This is a genomic window from Streptomyces capparidis, from assembly GCF_054782095.1.
The window spans coordinates 111,340-125,989 of the sequence record NZ_BAAGTD010000015.1 but is presented as its reverse complement, the minus strand read 5'-3'; the positions used below and the strand labels follow the sequence as shown (position 1 = coordinate 125,989).

General features: G+C 72.0%; 16 protein-coding genes. 8 read left to right on the top strand and 8 right to left on the bottom strand.

The window, feature by feature from the left end:
* The first annotated feature begins 308 nt into the window (after positions 1-308).
* Positions 309-1,352 (top strand): thiaminase II/PqqC family protein, encoded by a 1,044-nt coding sequence (locus ACYVO2_RS14890; protein WP_461008253.1) that lies wholly within the window; start codon positions 309-311, stop codon positions 1,350-1,352.
* A gap of 107 nt (positions 1,353-1,459) precedes the next feature.
* Here ACYVO2_RS14890 and ACYVO2_RS14885 read toward each other — a convergent pair whose 3' ends face one another.
* On the bottom strand, positions 1,460-2,071 hold the full coding sequence (locus tag ACYVO2_RS14885) for a sulfite oxidase-like oxidoreductase (protein ID WP_461008252.1): 612 nt from the start codon (positions 2,069-2,071) through the stop codon (positions 1,460-1,462).
* A gap of 201 nt (positions 2,072-2,272) precedes the next feature.
* On the opposite strand from ACYVO2_RS14885, the gene bfr reads away from it, so the two are divergent.
* On the top strand, positions 2,273-2,761 hold the full coding sequence (gene bfr / locus ACYVO2_RS14880; protein WP_461008251.1) for a bacterioferritin: 489 nt from the start codon (positions 2,273-2,275) through the stop codon (positions 2,759-2,761).
* A 25-nt stretch (positions 2,762-2,786) separates the two neighbouring features.
* Here bfr and ACYVO2_RS14875 read toward each other — a convergent pair whose 3' ends face one another.
* The gene (locus ACYVO2_RS14875; RefSeq protein ID WP_461008250.1) at positions 2,787-3,023 is read right to left on the bottom strand and encodes a (2Fe-2S)-binding protein; all 237 of its coding nucleotides are present in this window, start codon (positions 3,021-3,023) and stop codon (positions 2,787-2,789) included.
* Positions 3,024-3,215: 192 nt separating this feature from the next.
* Positions 3,216-4,547 carry a class II 3-deoxy-7-phosphoheptulonate synthase gene (locus tag ACYVO2_RS14870; protein WP_461008249.1) on the bottom strand — a complete coding sequence of 444 codons (1,332 nt, stop codon included), beginning with the start codon at positions 4,545-4,547 and terminating at the stop codon, positions 3,216-3,218.
* 151 nt (positions 4,548-4,698) lie between these two features.
* Here ACYVO2_RS14870 and ACYVO2_RS14865 point away from each other — a divergent pair, with 151 nt between their 5' ends.
* Both ACYVO2_RS14865 and ACYVO2_RS14860 read left to right on the top strand, forming a co-directional pair.
* Entirely contained in the window at positions 4,699-5,529 is an 831-nt protein-coding gene (locus ACYVO2_RS14865; protein ID WP_461008248.1) for a helix-turn-helix domain-containing protein, read from the top strand.
* The gene (locus ACYVO2_RS14860) at positions 5,510-5,794 is read left to right on the top strand and encodes a DUF397 domain-containing protein (protein WP_461008247.1); all 285 of its coding nucleotides are present in this window, start codon (positions 5,510-5,512) and stop codon (positions 5,792-5,794) included. Before ACYVO2_RS14865 ends, ACYVO2_RS14860 begins: the two co-directional genes overlap by 20 nt.
* A 6-nt stretch (positions 5,795-5,800) precedes the next feature.
* Here the strand turns inward: ACYVO2_RS14860 and ACYVO2_RS14855 are convergent, their stop codons facing one another.
* Positions 5,801-5,965 carry a hypothetical protein gene (locus tag ACYVO2_RS14855; protein ID WP_461008246.1) on the bottom strand — a complete coding sequence of 55 codons (165 nt, stop codon included), beginning with the start codon at positions 5,963-5,965 and terminating at the stop codon, positions 5,801-5,803.
* A 22-nt stretch (positions 5,966-5,987) separates the two neighbouring features.
* Complete coding sequence (locus ACYVO2_RS14850) at positions 5,988-6,197, bottom strand: hypothetical protein (protein ID WP_461008245.1); 210 nt, start codon at positions 6,195-6,197, stop codon at positions 5,988-5,990.
* Between the two features lie 225 nt (positions 6,198-6,422).
* Between ACYVO2_RS14850 and ACYVO2_RS14845 the strand changes: the two genes are divergently transcribed.
* Genes ACYVO2_RS14845 through ACYVO2_RS14835 form a run of 3 tightly spaced genes read left to right on the top strand, consistent with a single transcriptional unit; the run spans position 6,423 to position 8,720 of the window.
* Entirely contained in the window at positions 6,423-7,172 is a 750-nt protein-coding gene (locus tag ACYVO2_RS14845; RefSeq protein WP_461008244.1) for a DUF6879 family protein, read from the top strand.
* 10 nt (positions 7,173-7,182) lie between these two features.
* On the top strand, positions 7,183-8,031 hold the full coding sequence (locus ACYVO2_RS14840) for a helix-turn-helix domain-containing protein (RefSeq protein ID WP_461008243.1): 849 nt from the start codon (positions 7,183-7,185) through the stop codon (positions 8,029-8,031).
* A gap of 41 nt (positions 8,032-8,072) precedes the next feature.
* Positions 8,073-8,720, top strand: a complete 648-nt coding sequence (locus ACYVO2_RS14835; RefSeq protein ID WP_461008242.1) for a class I SAM-dependent methyltransferase — start codon at positions 8,073-8,075, stop codon at positions 8,718-8,720.
* Between the two features lie 19 nt (positions 8,721-8,739).
* Here the strand turns inward: ACYVO2_RS14835 and ACYVO2_RS14830 are convergent, their stop codons facing one another.
* Positions 8,740-10,368 (bottom strand): alpha/beta hydrolase, encoded by a 1,629-nt coding sequence (locus ACYVO2_RS14830; RefSeq protein ID WP_461008241.1) that lies wholly within the window; start codon positions 10,366-10,368, stop codon positions 8,740-8,742.
* A 210-nt stretch (positions 10,369-10,578) separates the two neighbouring features.
* Positions 10,579-11,106, bottom strand: a complete 528-nt coding sequence (locus ACYVO2_RS14825; protein WP_461008240.1) for a DUF488 domain-containing protein — start codon at positions 11,104-11,106, stop codon at positions 10,579-10,581.
* A gap of 337 nt (positions 11,107-11,443) precedes the next feature.
* Between ACYVO2_RS14825 and ACYVO2_RS14820 the strand changes: the two genes are divergently transcribed.
* On the top strand, positions 11,444-13,327 hold the full coding sequence (locus ACYVO2_RS14820) for an anthranilate synthase family protein (RefSeq protein WP_461008239.1): 1,884 nt from the start codon (positions 11,444-11,446) through the stop codon (positions 13,325-13,327).
* Between the two features lie 65 nt (positions 13,328-13,392).
* Here the strand turns inward: ACYVO2_RS14820 and ACYVO2_RS14815 are convergent, their stop codons facing one another.
* Positions 13,393-14,418 carry a 6-phosphofructokinase gene (locus ACYVO2_RS14815; protein ID WP_461008238.1) on the bottom strand — a complete coding sequence of 342 codons (1,026 nt, stop codon included), beginning with the start codon at positions 14,416-14,418 and terminating at the stop codon, positions 13,393-13,395.
* Positions 14,419-14,650 lie beyond the last annotated feature (232 nt).

Sequence of the window (14,650 nt, the reverse complement as noted above, 5' to 3'; positions counted from 1 at the left end):
TCGCCTGACGAGAAGTCGGTAAACGTGACCCGGCTCACACAGGGCCCCGTAGACGCACGCGCCGGGCTGCGCGAAGCTCAAAGACCCCCCGCATCCCCATTACCCGGGGTACGGGTATCCGTTCCGCCCCCACGAGTGGAGGAGCACCATGGTCAAGATCTCGGTGAAGAAGGTCGAAGCCCCCCAGCAGGGTCCCCGCATGTCAGCCGTCATCACCTGCGGCTAGTCGCCGCTCCCGCGCAGGCGCGGCCCCATCCGCACACGGGCCGCGCCTGCCGCGCCCGGCCCGCCGAGAAAGGACACCGCCCATGAGCGCCCCCGCGCACACCCCCGCCGTCGCGCAGGCGGACACCGCCGCGGAAATCGAATACCCGAGACTGCGGCACTGCACTTTCCGGTGGACGTCCGAGGACGCCCCGATACTGATGATCGTCGGCAAGGAATACTTCGAGATAACCGAGGAGTTCGGAACCCGCGAGCAGTTCCTCACCATCAAACGGTACTTCGACGGCCGTCACTCCATTCCGGAGATAGCCAAGCTCGCGGGCACCGACGAGGACTCGGTGCGCGACATCGCAGAAACGTTCCGCTCCCTGGGGCTGCTGCACCGCGCCACCCCGCTGGAGTCCGTGCCCGGGGAGGAGTTCGCGGCGCGGATCAAGGCCAGTTGCGACATGTGGGGCAGGCAGATCGGCTACCACAACCTGTTCGCGGGACTGGAGTCCGGGGCGCTGCGCGGCGAGGTCTTCCTCGGGATGGTCATGGAGACCTACCACTATGTGAAGAGCGCGCCGAAGCACATCGCGACGGCGATCGCGCACTGCTCGGACGAGCGGCTGATCCCGCTGCTGTCGGACTATTTCACCGAGGAGTACGACCACTCCGGGATGATGGTGAGGGCGCTCCGGCACATGGGGTTGCCCGAGGAGCAGATCACCGGTGCGCATCCGCTGATCGGCACGTGGTCGCTCATCAACAACCTGTGCGAGATCGCCCGGCAGGACACGCTCTCGTACATCGCCTGCACCACGCTGTTCGAGGCGCGGGCCGACGATTTCGAGGCGGCGGCGGAGAGCCTGCACCGCGCGGCCCGGATGGCGGGCTATCCGCCGGAGTGCGCGGTTCCGCTCATCGCCCACATGCGGATGGATGTGCAGGCCGGGCATGTGGGGCTGCTGGACGAGGCGGTGAAAATCCTCGGCAGCATTCCGGCGGAGCAGGCCCACCGAGCGGTGAACAACCTGCACGACCTCAAGCACTCGTACGACCAGTTCCACGACCAGATCGTGCAGTACTACTCGGACATCGCGAACTACATTCCGCGGTTGAAGGTGGACTACTTCAGCCTGTGAGCGCCCGGAGCGGGGGCGGCGGCCGAATGGGCGCCGACGGTGGGGCCCGGCCGGACGCCGCCCCCCCGCTCCCCGCCTGCCCGTCCCCGGGGCCAGGCGGCCACCGCCTACAGTTCCGGGCCCTCCCCCGGGGCCTCCTGGTACGAGTAGCGCTGTTCCCGCCAGGGGTCGCCGATGTTGTGGTAGCCGCGCTCCTCCCAGAAACCGCGGCGGTCGGCGACCATGTATTCCACGCCGCGGACCCATTTGGGGCCCTTCCAGGCGTAGAGGTGGGGCACGACCAGGCGGACCGGGAAACCGTGCTCGGCGGTCAGCGGCTCGCCCGCGCGGTGGGTGGCGAACAGGGAGCGCTCATCGGCGAAGTCCGCCAGACGCAGGTTGGAGCTGAATCCGTACTCCGCCCACACCATCACATGGGTGACGTCCGGCGCGGGCGGCGCCAGCCGCAGGATCTCGGCGGTGGCCACCCCGTTCCACTCCACGTCCACCATCGAGAACTTGGTGACGCAGTGGAAGTCCGCGACCACCGTGGTGTGCGGCAGCGCCGAGAACTCGTCGTGGTTCCAGGTGTGCTTCTCGCCCGAGGCGGTCGCCCCGAAGACCTGGAACTCCCACCGCTCCCGCCGGAACCTCGGCACGGGCCCGTAGTGCAGGACCGGCCAGCCCCGCTGAGGCCGCTGGCCCGGCGGGAGCCTGCGCACCCGCTCGTCCTCACCCATGCCTCCATGGTGACAGACGCCCGTGCCCGCCCCCGCACCGGCCCACATCCGAAATTACCGCCCCATTAGGCGAGCCTCACCGAAGACCGGACTGAAGATAGGCAAGCCATAGTAAGCATGTACTTACTGGAAGCCAAGGCCCGAGGGTGTCAAGATGCGTTTCGAAGAGCTTTTGCCGCAACGCTTCGAGGAAGGCGCGTCATGCAGGGCGACCCCGAGGTCCTTGAATTCCTGAACGAGCAGCTCACCGCCGAGCTGACGGCCATCAACCAGTACTTCCTGCACGCCAAGATGCAGGAGAACTTCGGCTGGACCAAGCTCGCCAGGTACACCCGGTCCGAGTCCTTCGACGAGATGCGTCACGCCGAGGTGCTCACCGACCGCATTCTCCTGCTGGAGGGCCTGCCGAACTACCAGCGCCTGTTCCACGTCCGGGTCGGCCAGACGGTCACGGAGATGTTCCAGGCGGACAAGCAGGTCGAGATCGAGGCGATCGACCGCCTCCGGCGCGGCATCGAGGTGATGCGCGCCAAGGGCGACGTCACCTCGGCCAACATCTTCGAGTCGATCCTCGCGGACGAGGAGCACCACATCGACTACCTGGACACCCAGCTCGACCTGATCGAGAAGCTGGGCGAGCCGCTGTACCTGGCGCAGCAGATCGAGCAGCCGTCGGGCGACTCGGACTGAGCCGACCCCGGGGCCGCCGAGGGCCTCAGACGGCGGGCACGGGCTCCGCGGCGGTGACGGCCCGGTCCGCGGTGACGGGCGCCTTGCGCCGGGCGCAGGAGTCCGTGGTGCGGCCGAGCAGGGCCTGTATCCGCTTAACGCACCCGCCGCAGTCGGTGCCCGCCTTGCAGACGGACGCGATCTGCCGCGGCGAGCACGCCCCCGCCTCCCGGTGGGCGTGCACCTGCTGCTCCGTGATACCGAAGCACAGACAGACGTACATGCGGGTACACCCCTCGGAGCGGCTCGTACCGGACACAGTGAGGTTAACCTAACCTTACCCCCGGCGCCACCCCGCCCAAACGGGCATTCGACCAGTCGGGGCGCCGATACGGAGCACCGCCACCGCGCGCACGCGAGCAGGGGTGCGGCCCACCACGGGCCGCACCCCTGCTCGCGTTCTCGTTCCCGGCGCTCAGCTCTGCCGGTACATCTCCGCCACCAGGAACGCCAGGTCCAGGGACTGGCTCCGGTTCAGGCGCGGGTCGCAGGCCGTCTCGTACCGCTGGTGCAGGTCGTCCACGAAGATCTCGTGGCCGCCGCCCACGCACTCGGTGACGTCGTCGCCGGTCAGCTCCACGTGGATGCCGCCCGGGTGGGTGCCGAGGGCGTGGTGCACCTCGAAGAAGCCCTTGACCTCGTCCAGCACGTCGTCGAAGCGCCGCGTCTTGTGGCCGCTCTCCGCCTCGAACGTGTTGCCGTGCATGGGGTCGCACACCCACGCCGGGCGGGCCCCGGACGCGGTGACCTTCTCGATCAGCTCCGGCAGCCGGTCGCGGACCAGGCCCGCGCCCATCCGGGTGATGAACGTCAGCCGCCCGGGCTCCCGCTCCGGGTCGAGCCGCTCGATCAGCGTCAGGGCGTCCTCCGGGGTGGTCGTCGGCCCGAGCTTCACCCCGATCGGGTTGCGGATCCGGCTGGCGAACTCGATGTGCGCGCCGTCCAACTGCCGGGTGCGCTCCCCGATCCACACCATGTGCCCGGAGACGTCGTACAACTGCCCGGTCCGCGAGTCCACGCGGGTGAGCGCCGTCTCGTAGTCCAGCACCAGCGCCTCGTGGCTGGAGAAGAACTCGACGGTGCGGAACTCCTCCGGGTCGGCGCCGCAGGCGTGCATGAAGGTCAGCGCCCGGTCGATCTCGCGGGCGAGCGCCTCGTAGCGCTGGCCGGACGGCGAGGACCGCACGAAGTCCTGGTTCCAGGCGTGCACCTGCCGCAGGTCGGCGTAGCCGCCGGTGGTGAAGGCGCGCACCAGGTTCAGCGTGGCCGCGGAGGCGTGGTACATCCGCTTCAGCCGCTCCGGATCCGGGGTCCGGGACTCCGGGGTGAACGCCAGCCCGTTCACCGAGTCCCCCCGGTACACCGGCAGGGTCACCCCGTCCCGGGTCTCGGTGGGCTTCGAGCGCGGCTTGGAGTACTGCCCCGCGATGCGGCCGACCTTCACCACGGGCACGGACGCCGCGTAGGTGAGGACGGCGCCCATCTGGAGCAGCGTCTTGAGCTTGTTGCGGATCTGGTCGGCGGAGACGCCGTCGAAGGTCTCGGCGCAGTCACCGCCCTGGAGCAGGAACGCCTCCCCCCTGGCGACGGCAGCCATACGCGCGCGCAACTGGTCGCACTCGCCGGCGAAGACGAGCGGCGGATACGACTCGAGGTCCGCGATCACTGCGCGCAGAGCCTCGGGGTCGGGCCATTCGGGCTGCTGCGCCGCGGGCAGGTCTCGCCAGGTGTTTGCGTTCACGGTCACCCTCGCAAGGTTAAAGGGTGCGCAGAGGGCTCCGGAGCCCTGCCCACCAGATGAGACCGGTTACCGGATTCCGCCCACATGGGGAGATCCAGGTCACTACGCTGTGTCGCCAGGCAAAGACAACCCGTCAATATGTTGGGGGGAGCCGGCTGTGGGAACTGCGTACCGCGACCTGGACCCGACCTCGTCGGTGCTGGCGTTCTTCGGAGCGGAGCTGCGGCGGCTGCGGGAGGCACAGGGCCTCGACCAGAAGCAGCTCGGAGAGATCATCTACTGCACGGGCTCGCTGATCTGCCAGATCGAGCGGGCTCAGAAGGCCCCCACGCTGGACTTCACCCAGCGCGCGGACGCGGCACTCCACGCGGAGGGGGCGCTGCTGCGGCTGTGGGAGCTGGTGCGCAAGAGCGCGCTGCCGAAGTGGTTCCGGCAGTACGCGGCGCTGGAGGAGCAGGCGGTGTCCATCTCGTCGTTCCAGACGCAGGTGGTCTACGGCCTCGTGCAGACCGAGGCGTACGCCTGCGCGGTGCTGGGCGCCGTCCACAAGGAGAAGCTCGACGCACGGCTCACGACCCGTATGGAGCGCCAGCGGATCCTCGCCCGCCCGAAGCCGCCCCTGGTGTGGGTCATCCTCCACGAGGCCGCCCTGCACATCCCCGTCGGCGGGCGCGCGGTGATGCGCGAGCAACTGGCACACCTGCTGTCCTTCCGGAACAGCGACCACGTGAAGATCCAGATCCTCCCGTTCGCGGCGGGCGCCCACGCAGGACTCATGGGTTCCTTCAACGTCCTCCGCTTCAAGGACCACCCCGACCTCGGCTACACCGAGGGCTACAACTCCTCTCATCCGACCATCGATTCGGAGGAAGTCACCGAGCTCTCCCTCCGTTACGATCTGCTGCGAGCATCCGCACTGTCCGTCGAGGACTCGGCGGACTCGATCGCCCGGGTGATGGAGGAACGCTATGGGGAAGAGCAGCCCTGACCTGTCCGGCGCCCGCTGGCGCAAGTCCTCCTACAGCGGCGACACCGGCGGCCAGTGCGTCGAAGTGGCCGCCCTCCAAGGCGCCCAGTGGCGCAAGTCCAGCCACAGTGGGGACACCGGCGGCGACTGCGTCGAGGTCGCCGCCCTCTCCCCCGGCGTCGTCGCCGTCCGCGACTCCAAGGACCCCGACGGCCCGGCCCTCACCTTCACCCCCGAAGCCTTCACCGCCTTCGTCCGGGCCGCCGCGACCGGGGCGCTCCGCTAGGCGCCCCTACCGCTGCGGGCAGGGGTACTCCGGCCGGAAGCGGTGCGGGCTGCACGCGATCAGGCAGACGGACAGGAAGCGCTGCCCGCCCAGCCACCAGCCGCCCGCCACGTCCTCGCCCCCGGCGACCGCCAGGACCGCACCGCGAACCCGTGCCTCCGGCACCTCCACCGCGTGCTCCCGGGCCCGGGCGTCATCCCCGCGCGGGCCGGAACCACTTCGCCCGGCGGTTGGCCTCCCGGACGGCGACACCGAGCGCCTCGCCCGCGGAGACCGGCTCCACCTGCCCGACCGAGGCCGTCCACTCGGTGCCGCCACGGGGCGGCCGGAGCCACACGGTGGCCCCCGAGACGTCCATCACCCGGCCGACCCTGTCCTCGCGGTCCCGGACGTAGGTCCCCACCGCGGGCGGTTCCTGACTCACCATTCGGCCCCTTCGCCGTGCGTTGCGTAATCGGGACGTTAGGGACAGGGAGGCGGGGGCTGCCATGCGATGTTCTCGAATGTTCTCGAACCTCGGGTGGCTGTTCCCGGATGGTCCCGTGTGGTCTCGGGAAAGCCGTCCCGACGGGGGGGGCGGTGCCGTGGATGCTTGTCGGGTCACACGCCATTCGAGAGAGGCGGTTACATGGCGCGACGACTGCGCTTCATCGGGACGGGGTCGAGCAACGGCGGTTGCCCAACCGTGCACGAGGACGCGGACAGCGGGGAGATCATCGTGCAGGGGAAGCCCCTCACCGACGAGGAGGACATCGCCCAGCTCCGACACCTCGGCGAGGGCGAGGTGCCCGTCGTGGTGCCCCGCGAACTGCTGGTCGACTTCGCCCCCAAGGAGGTCACCCGCGTGCCGCGCATCATCGATCTGGACGAGTTCGGCAGGCTCTTCGAGACCTTCGAGCACACCGCGTGGCGGCTGGAGACCCGCCGCCGGTACGCCTCCGACGAGGCCACCGACGCCTACGCCCAATTCACGGCGGGCGAGCCCGTGCGATGGGACTTCACCAACGAGTGGTGCCGCAACGTGCGGGCGCAGACGGAGCAGCGCAAGCGGTTCGAGCGGGTGCGCATCGTGGACAGCCCGCCGACGCCCGGTCAGCTCTTCCTGCTGGAGAACGCCAAGCGGAACGGCGCCGCCGGTGAGGACATCCGCAACCTGTGGCGCGCGGACGCCGACCGGATCGGGCTGCCCGCCGAGGACTTCTGGCTGTTCGACTCCCGGCTGGTCGCGCTGCTCAACTTCGACCAGGACGACAACCTGCTCGACGTCGAGCTGATCACCGAGCCGGTGAGGGTCCTGCGCTACGCCCAGGTCCGGGACGCGGCCTGGCACTACGCCGTGCACTCCCCGACCTTCGTCGCGGAGATGCCCGCGCACTAACGTGTGACCGGTGAGCACCGACTTCCAGCACGCGAGACAGGCTCTCGGGGAACGGCTGAGGGAGCTGCGCCTTGCGGCCCCCGGAGGTCGGCTCACCGGCCCGCAGTTGGCCCAGCGATTGGGCTGGCCGCACTCCAAGATCTACAAGCTGGAGAACGGCCGCCAGACAGCGACCCATGAGGATCTGCGCGCCTGGGCGGAGGCGACAGACCAGCCGGACGCCGCCGAGGAACTGCACGCGCGCCTCAGAGGGCTCGAGTCCCAGGTCAGGTCGTGGCGCCGCCAGCTCGCCGCGGGGAACCGCCCGGTCCAGGAGGCGCACAACGCCGCGCAGGCCGACGCGGCGGTGCTGCGCGCGTGGGAGTCGTCCTGGATCGTCGGCGTACTCCAGACCCCGGACTACGCGCGTGCCGTCCTCACCCGCTTCGCCGAGCTGCACGGGGCCGGGCGGGACATCGACGACGCGGTGCGGACCCGGATGAAGCGCCAGGAAGGGCTGTACGACTCGGGCAAGCGGTACCACATCCTGCTGTGGGAGGCCGTGCTGCACGCCCGGATCTGCCCGCCGTCCGTGCTCGCCGCGCAACTGGACCGCCTGCTCGGCGTGATCGGCCTGGACACCGTCGAACTGGGTATCGTCCCGCTCACCGCGCAGTTGAAGATCCCCGCCGGTGTCGGCTTCTGGATCTACGACGACCGCCAAGTGGTGGTGGAGACCTGGCACGCGGAACTGTGGCTCGACGACGCCGACAGCACCGCCACCCACCTGCGCGTATGGCAGACCCTCCGCGAATCCGCCGTCTTCGGGGCCCAGGCGCAGCAGCTCATCGCCGAGGTGCGGCGGGCGTTGCCGGTGTGATCCGGCTGGTCGGGGGGTGGTCGCTCTGGGAGGCTCGGGGCATGACCGATCTTGGGAACCAGAGGGACTACTGGGACTCCGCGGGCACGGAGAAGACCTTCGGGTACCCGGTCGAGCCGTCGTGGCTGGAGCGGCTGGACCGGCGGGCCCGGATCCTGGACTACGGCTGCGGGTACGGGCGGCTCACCGGGGAGCTCGCCGAGCTGGGCTTCACGGACGTGGAGGGCGTGGACGTCGCGCCGAACCTGCTGGCGCGGGCCCGGGAGGAGCACCCGGGGGGCCGGTTCACCCTGCTCCAGGACCCGCCCCGGCTGCCCCACCCGGACGGCGCGGTGGACGCGGTGCTGCTGTTCGCCGTGCTGACCTGCGTGCCCACCGACGCGGCGCAGCGGGAGCTGGTCGCGGAGCTGCTGCGGGTGCTGCGGCCCGGGGGGCTGCTGTACCTCAGCGACCTGTGCCTCCAGGACGACGAGCGCAACCGCGCCCGGTACGAGCGCTTCGCCGGGCGGTACGGCACCTACGGTGTGTTCGAGACCAGCGACGGCGCGGTGGTGCGCCACCACACCCCGCGGTGGCTGCGGGAGCTGTTCGCCGGGACGGACGTGGAGGAGGCCAGGGAGGTCCCCGGCCGCACCATGAACGGCCGCCCGGTGGTGGCGACGCAGATGCTGCTGCGCCGGGCCGGGTGAGGGCGGGGCGCGGTGGGCGTCAGGAGCGGCAGGTGGTGCCGTCCGCGGGGACGGTGCCGTCGAGGAGGTAGGCGTCCACCTTCGCGGTGAGGCAGTCGTTGACGCCGTAGGTGCCGTGGCCCTCGCCGCGCACGGTCAGGTGGACGCCGACGCCCTCGCCGAGGCCGTCCGCCATGCGCTTCGCGCCCGCGTACGGGGTGGCCGGGTCGCCGGTGTTGCCTATGACGAGGATCGGCCCGGCGCCGGGCGCGCTGACGTCGAGCGGGGCCTTGCGGCCGGTGACCGGCCAGTCGGTGCAGCCGAGCAGGCTCCAGGCGAGCGCATCCCCGAAGGCCGCCGACGCCTCGCGGAACTCCGGCAGGTGGGCGCGCACGTCCGCCACGGTGTACCGGTGGCCGGAGTCGGCGCAGTTCACGGCGATGTTGGCGTAGGTGCTCGTGTCGTAGCGGCCCTGCTCGTCGCGGCCCGTGTAGGCGTCGGCGATCGTCAGCAGCGTGGTGCCCTCGCCGGACCGGCGCACCTCGTTCAGACCCTGGGCGAGGGCGGGCCAGTACTCCTGGTCGTAGAGGGTGGCGACGACCCCCATGGTGGCGGCGTCCTCGGTGAGCCTGCGGTCGCCGTCGTCGGTCGGCAGCGGCTCGGCGTCGATGTCCTCCAGCAGCCCGGCGAGGTCCTCGCTGGAGTCGATCGGGCAGTTCCCCCGCGTCTGCTCGTCGCACGCCGCCACGAAGTGGTCCAGCGCCAGCTCGAAGCCCTCGGCGTTGCCGAGCGCGTCCGCGAGGTCGTCCTGGGTGGGATCGACGACGGCGTCGAAGACGGTGCGGCCGACGTTGCGCGGGAACAGGTGGGCGTAGACGCCGCCCAGCTCGGTGCCGTAGGAGACCCCGAAGTAGTTCAGCTTCCGGTCGCCGAGCACCTGCCGCATCAGGTCCAGGTCGCGGGCCGCGCTGGCCGTGTCCACGTGCGGCAGCATCCGCCCGGCGCGCTCGGCGCACTTGGCGGCGACCTCCTTGGCGTCGGCGAGCAGTCGCCGCTCCTCGGCCGCCGTGTCCGGGGTGCTGTCACCCGCCTCCTCGGCGTCCATCTCCGCGTCGGTCAGGCAGCGCACCCCGGAGCTCTCGCCGACGCCGCGCGGGTCGAAGCTCACCAGGTCGTAAGCCTTGTGCAGGGTGCCGTAGTCGTCGGCGGCCAGGGAGGGCAGGATCGACACGCCGGAGCCGCCGGGGCCGCCGAAGTTGAACACCAGCGAGCCGACGCGCTCCTTCGGCCGGGCCGCCTTGGCCCGGATCATCGCTACGCCGATCGTCTCGCCGCCCGGCTCCGCCCAGTCCAGCGGGGCCTTGAGGGTGCCGCACTCCCACGCCGTGCCGTTCAGCGGCTGGGGCCGGTCGCCGCCGCCCTGGTTCACCGTCGGCGCCCCGCAGGCCCGCCAGGCGATCCGCTGGCCGGTGAGGGAGGCGGGCAGGGCACCGGCGGACGGGGGCGCGGAGGACGGCCCCGCGGAGGACGGGGCGGTGGCGGACGGGGAGGCGGGCCGGGCCGAGTCCGACCGGTCGCCCTCTCCGTCCTGGCAGGCCGTGAGCAGGGAGACCGTCAGCGCGGCGGCGGCCGCCAGGGCCGTGCCCCGGGCGGTGAGCGGCGTTCTCATCAAAGGGCCCTCGCGGTTGTGGGACGTCGGTCGGGACGTCGGTCGGGACGTGCGGGTGGTGCCGTCGGCGGGGACCGTGCCGCGCGGGGGGCGGCCCCGGTGCGGGGCCGCCGGGTCACCGGTGTCGCCGATGACCAGGATGGGCCCTGCGCCCGGCGCGCCGGGCGCCGGGGCGGGCGGAGACGGGTCGGGGGGCGAGTCAGGGGCGGGTCAGGGCTCCGCGTCGTACACCAGCAGGCCGTCCGGGCGCAGGCGGACACCGCGGGTCGGGGTGTGCGGGACGAGGCGGCCGCCGGGCATCAGGTGCCGGACCTCGGCGCCGCGGGCCAGCACCGCGTAGTCGGCGATGATCCGGCGGTGGCAGCGCCACCACACGGACTCCGCGCACATCACCGCCGTCCTCGCGGCGCGGCACTCGCCGAGCAGCACCTCCATCGCGGCCAGGAACTCCGGGGTGCGGGTGTGGGCGGCGTAGCCGCGGAAGGAGGCGTTGCGCCACGCCGTGTCCGGGGAGTCCTCCGGCACCCGGCGGAAGCCGCCCAGGCGCCGCTCCCAGCGGTAGGCGATGCCGGCCTGCGGCAGCGCGCGCTCCAGCTCGGCGCGGCCCGCGTCGGGGTTGCGGCGGCTGCCCGGGGCGGTGCGGACGTCCACCACCGCCCGCACGGCGGCGCCGGTCAGCCAGGCCGCCAGTTGCTCGCGGCCGGAGGTGCCGTGGCCGAAGGTGAGCAACTCCGTCACCTTTCCAGCATCGCGCGCCCGCTGCCGTACGGGCGGGCGGTGCGCTACAGTTCGCCGCATGTTCGCGCGCATCGTTCAGGACTGGTGGTGGCACGCCCAAGCGGCGGCCGCCTGATACGCGCGATCTCGTTTTCGCCGGCCGCCCCGAGGGGCGGCCTTTCTGCTGTGTGCGGCGGCTGTCCCTCCTTCCGGGGCTTTCGAGGGAGAGGCAGGACGCACTGTGCGTGGTCACGACAGCGGGGGAATCGGTGGGGGCGGGGACGCGGGGAGCGCCGCGCGCGGCGGGGGTGCTGGCGGGGCGGGCGCCCCGGCGGTCGGCGCCGCGGAGCTGGTGCGGATGGCCCTCGATCCCGACGCCGGGCCGTTCGCGCTGATCAAGCGGGGCGGCGAGGTGGTGGAGGCGCTGTTCGGCCCGGTCGGGGAGGTCGAGCGGCTCGCCGACATCGCGCTGCCCTCCGGGGCACCCGCCGGCGGGGAGGCGGTCGCGGACGCGCTGGCCGTGGTGCCGTTCCGGCAGATCCGCGAGCGCGGGTTCGACGTGCGGGACGACGGCACGCCGCTGCTGGTGCTGCGGCCCGAGCGGGCGTACACCGTCGGGCTCGCGGAGCTGCTGCGGGAGCTGCCGCGGGTGCCCGCGGTGGTGGAGGACGGCGCGTTCGACGTGGACGACGAGGCGTACGCGTCCGTCGTGGAGCGGGTCGTCGCCGACGAGATCGGGCGCGGCGAGGGCGCCAACTTCGTCGTCCGCAGGACGTTCGGCGGGCGCGTCCCCGGGTTCGGCGCGACCGTGGCGCTGTCGCTGTACCGGCGGCTGCTCGCGGACGAGCGCGGCGCCTACTGGACGTACCTGGTGCGCACGCCGGACCGGACCCTGCTCGGCGCAAGCCCCGAGGCGCACGTGCGGATGAGCGGCGGCGTCGTCACCATGAACCCGATCAGCGGCACCTACCGCTACCCGGCCTCCGGGCCCTCGGCCGACGACCTGCTCGCGTTCCTCCACGACGCCAAGGAGATCGAGGAGCTCACCATGGTCGTGGACGAGGAGCTGAAGATGATGTGCGCCGTCGGCGACCTCGGCGGGCAGGTCCTCGGGCCGCGGCTGAAGGAGATGGCGCACCTCGCGCACACCGAGTACGAGCTGCGCGGACGCAGCACCTGGGACGTGCGGGACGTGCTGCGGGAGACGATGTTCGCGGCCACCGTCACCGGGTCGCCGGTGCAGAACGCCTGCCGGGTGATCGAGCGGCACGAGTCCGGCGGGCGCGGCTACTACTCGGGGGCGCTCGCCCTCATCGGGCGGGACGCGGGCGGCGGGCAGACACTGGACTCGCCGATCCTCATCCGCACCGCCTACCTCGACGGCGACGGGCGGCTGGAGGTGCCCGTGGGCGCCACCCTGGTGCGGCACTCCCGGCCCCGCGACGAGGTCGCCGAGACCCACGCGAAGGCCGCCGGGGTGCTGGCGGCGCTTGGTGTGCGCCCGGCCGCCCCGCGCGCCGCGGCGGACGGGGGCGCGCGCCCCGCGCTGGCCGACGACCCCCGGGTGGCGCGGGCGCTGACGGCGCGCCGGGCGAAGCTCGCGCCGTTCTGGCTGCGGATGCACACCGGTGAGGCGCCGGGGCCGCTGGCCGGGCACGCCCTGGTCGTGGACTGCGAGGACACGTTCACCTCGATGCTGGCCCACCTGCTGCGGGCCACCGGTCTCACGGTCACCGTGCGGCGCTTCGACACCCCGGGGCTGGCCGCCGCGGCGCTCGGCCACCCCGGGCCAGTGGTGCTCGGCCCGGGGCCCGGCGACCCCGCGGACGCGGACGACCCCAGGATGCGGATGCTGCGCCGGCTCGCCCGCGACCTGCTGCGCGAGCACCGGCACGGGCTGCTCGGGGTGTGCCTGGGGCACGAGCTGCTCGCGGCGGAGCTGGGGCTGCCGCTGGTGCGCAAGGCGGTGCCGTACCAGGGTGCGCAGGAGACCGTGGACCTGTTCGGGCAGGCCGAGACCGTGGGGTTCTACAGCACGTTCACCGCGCGGTGCGGGGACGGTGACGCGGAGCGGCTGGCCCTGGCCGGGGTGGAGGTGGCACGGGACGCGGTGAGCGGGGACGTGGTGGCGCTGCGCGGGGCGGGGCTCGCCGGGGTGCAGTTCCACCCCGAGTCGGTGCTGACGCTGGACGGGCCGGGCATCGTCACGCGGCTGCTCCAGCCGGTGCTCGTCGGGCGGTGACGGGATCCGGGGCGCGCCCTGTGCGGAGGGGGCGCGCCCCGGTGGCCGTGCGGGGGGCGGGGGCCTCAGCCGAAGAAGACCCCGGCCTCCTGGTACAGCGACGGGTCCACGGTCTTCAGCTTGGCAGTGGCGTCGGCGAGCGGCACCCGCACGATGTCGGTGCCCCGCAGCGCGACCATCCTGCCGTAGTCGCCCTCCTTGACCGCGTCGATCGCGTGCAGGCCGAACCGGGTGGCCAGCCAGCGGTCGAACGCGCTCGGGGTGCCGCCGCGCTGGATGTGGCCGAGGACCGTGGTGCGGGCCTCCTTGCCGGTCTTCTCCTCGATCTGCTCCGCGAGCCACTCGCCGATCCCGGACAGCCGCACATGGCCGAAGGAGTCCAGCATCTGGCCCTTCGTCACCATCTGGCCCTCCTTGGGCACGGCGCCCTCGGCGACGACCACGATCGGGGCGTACTTGATCCGGAACCGGCTCTCCACCCACGCGCAGACCTGGTCCACGTCGAACCGCTGCTCGGGGATGAGGATGGCGTTGGCGCCGCCGGCGAGGCCCGCGTGCAGCGCGATCCACCCGGCGTGGCGGCCCATCACCTCCACCACCAGCACCCGGCGGTGGGACTCGGCGGTGGTGTGCAGGCGGTCGATGGCCTCGGTGGCGATGTTGACGGCCGTGTCGAAGCCGAAGGTGTAGTCCGTGGCGGACAGGTCGTTGTCGATGGTCTTGGGCACGCCGACGGTGTTCACGCCGTACTCGACGAGCCGGGCGGCGACGCCCAGGGTGTCCTCGCCGCCGATGGCGACCAGCGCGTCCACCTCGAACTTCGCCAGGTTGTCCTTGATCCGGCGGATGCCGTCGTCCACCTTGAGGGGGTTGGTCCGCGAAGAGCCGAGGATCGTGCCGCCGCGGGGCAGGATGCCGCGCACCGCGGGGATGTCCAGGGGCTGGGTGTCGCCCTCCAGCGGGCCGCGCCAACCGTCGCGAAAACCGACGAACTCCAGGCCGTACTCCTGCACGCCCTTGCGGACGACAGCGCGGATGACGGCGTTGAGACCGGGGCAGTCACCGCCGCCGGTGAGAACTCCAACGCGCATGGCTCTTCCCTTCCGAGCGCTCGCTGAGTGACGTCCAACTCACGCAACGTTAACCGCGCCGGGGGGTTGAGGGGATCGCCCTGGATTCCGTTTTCTTTTGTTTTTCGGGTGGATTCCGGAGAGGAGTGTCCGGTTCTTCACCCGTAGGGGGGTTGAAAGATCATTTGGACTGGTTTTCGGGGCCTGATTGGGGCGGGCGTTGGGGCGGGGGGGGAGGCTCGCCCTGCTCGGG

What these genes read in the sequence shown, in the direction of transcription:
- ACYVO2_RS14890 (WP_461008253.1), top strand. Translation starts at nt 309, where the DNA reads ATGAGCGCCCCCGCGCACACCCCCGCCGTCGCGCAGGCGGACACCGCC.
- ACYVO2_RS14885 (WP_461008252.1), bottom strand. Translation starts at nt 2,071, where the DNA reads ATGGGTGAGGACGAGCGGGTGCGCAGGCTCCCGCCGGGCCAGCGGCCT.
- bfr (WP_461008251.1), top strand. Translation starts at nt 2,273, where the DNA reads ATGCAGGGCGACCCCGAGGTCCTTGAATTCCTGAACGAGCAGCTCACC.
- ACYVO2_RS14875 (WP_461008250.1), bottom strand. Translation starts at nt 3,023, where the DNA reads ATGTACGTCTGTCTGTGCTTCGGTATCACGGAGCAGCAGGTGCACGCC.
- ACYVO2_RS14860 (WP_461008247.1), top strand. Translation starts at nt 5,510, where the DNA reads ATGGGGAAGAGCAGCCCTGACCTGTCCGGCGCCCGCTGGCGCAAGTCC.
- ACYVO2_RS14845 (WP_461008244.1), top strand. Translation starts at nt 6,423, where the DNA reads ATGGCGCGACGACTGCGCTTCATCGGGACGGGGTCGAGCAACGGCGGT.
- ACYVO2_RS14835 (WP_461008242.1), top strand. Translation starts at nt 8,073, where the DNA reads ATGACCGATCTTGGGAACCAGAGGGACTACTGGGACTCCGCGGGCACG.
- ACYVO2_RS14830 (WP_461008241.1), bottom strand. Translation starts at nt 10,368, where the DNA reads ATGAGAACGCCGCTCACCGCCCGGGGCACGGCCCTGGCGGCCGCCGCC.
- ACYVO2_RS14820 (WP_461008239.1), top strand. Translation starts at nt 11,444, where the DNA reads ATGGCCCTCGATCCCGACGCCGGGCCGTTCGCGCTGATCAAGCGGGGC.
- ACYVO2_RS14815 (WP_461008238.1), bottom strand. Translation starts at nt 14,418, where the DNA reads ATGCGCGTTGGAGTTCTCACCGGCGGCGGTGACTGCCCCGGTCTCAAC.